The sequence below is a fragment of the Vibrio ouci genome (genome assembly GCF_004551525.1).
Taxonomy (GTDB): Bacteria; Pseudomonadota; Gammaproteobacteria; order Enterobacterales; family Vibrionaceae; genus Vibrio; species Vibrio ouci.
The window spans coordinates 1-1,282 of the sequence record NZ_SATR01000283.1 but is presented as its reverse complement, the minus strand read 5'-3'; the positions used below and the strand labels follow the sequence as shown (position 1 = coordinate 1,282).

General features: G+C 45.5%; 1 pseudogene. It reads right to left on the bottom strand.

Going from position 1 to position 1,282, the window contains the following annotated elements:
- Nucleotides 1-20: 20 nt before the first annotated feature.
- A pseudogene (locus ELS82_RS25655) lies at nucleotides 21-1,282 on the bottom strand (IS4 family transposase); the annotation flags it as partial.

Here is a 1,282-nt window from a genome sequence, read left to right as displayed (position 1 = left end):
TAATGCCATTCGGATAAGCGCTAACGCTTATACCTAAACGGATATTTGGCCGGAACAAAGAGGACTGAACGTGGAAACGTTCGGTCCTTTCTTTTGTCTGGTAAAATGAAATGGCTGACGCTTTCTCGCATTTGCTTGAGCTTGATTGGTAGATTCCCATCAGGGCTAAGTGCTAGCCAACGTAGCTGGGAATCAATCAAGTTTATTGCTGCTATAAAGCTAACGCGAGTCGGGCTTACATTGGCATCCTTAGCAATATGAATCATTTCTAAKCGAACCAAATTGTACGCCAGTAAAACTCCCCAAAGTTCTTGTCTAACTCCAGCCGCAAAGCGGCTTCTCAATGTGACTTCGCTTTGTAGTTGAGTTTGCTTTATCTCGCCATAACCCTCTTCAATTTCCCAGCGCTGCCAATAGACTGACAATAGATGTTCCAACGGGTATTTCTCAGGGTCAACGAGTGACGTTATAAACCCTTCGATTTCTCCTTTAGGGTCCTTATACAAGACGAGGCGTGCTTGCCAATGAGTGGGGAGCTCTGGGTTACTGCGCTGTGCCTGGGGTGAGACTGGCATAGAGATAAGCATGTCGGCAAAGTGCTCAACAACTTCATATCTTAGCTTTCGTTTTACAGGGGTTAACCAATGACAATTGGAAGCTGCTTTGCTCCATGCAATCAACAAGTCAGCAGAAAAATAGCAACGGTCAAATAATGTGAGTGAGTTTGCTGGCACATCACCTAATATATCGGCGTGCTAGCGTTGCTTCACCGACCTGACAGGCATCAAAAGCAGCCCCTATCATAAAGCGAGTTTCGGTGGGCCATTAGGCCTACCATACGTAGTTGAGGATAKGGCTTATATTTTTGAGAAATAAACCCAAATGCTTGCGCATTATCTTCGGAGTCCTGACAACGAAAAGTTGTACCATCCACCGCCATGATGTGAAGCCCTAAAGAATTATCTTTGACTAGAGCATCCTTTTCCCAAGCTGTCGTAGCYGTTTTGAACAAGGCAGCGAGAGGAGCCTCATCTAGACGTCGTCTAGAATCAGTGAGAACACTTGGAGCAACACGAGACCACGYATCTTGAGGTTTAGGTTGAAGAGCGAGGTCAAGAGAGCTACATACTTCTTTAATCGATTTGTTCCGCTGTAGCCCCATCCAAATAACAAGCCAAACGGCTTGTTGTGCTGGCAAGCGTCGCCTTCTGATACTTGCTTTAGATGTGTCATGTAAAGCTTGCTCTATCCATTCAAGTTGGATGGCATTAACGACAGACTC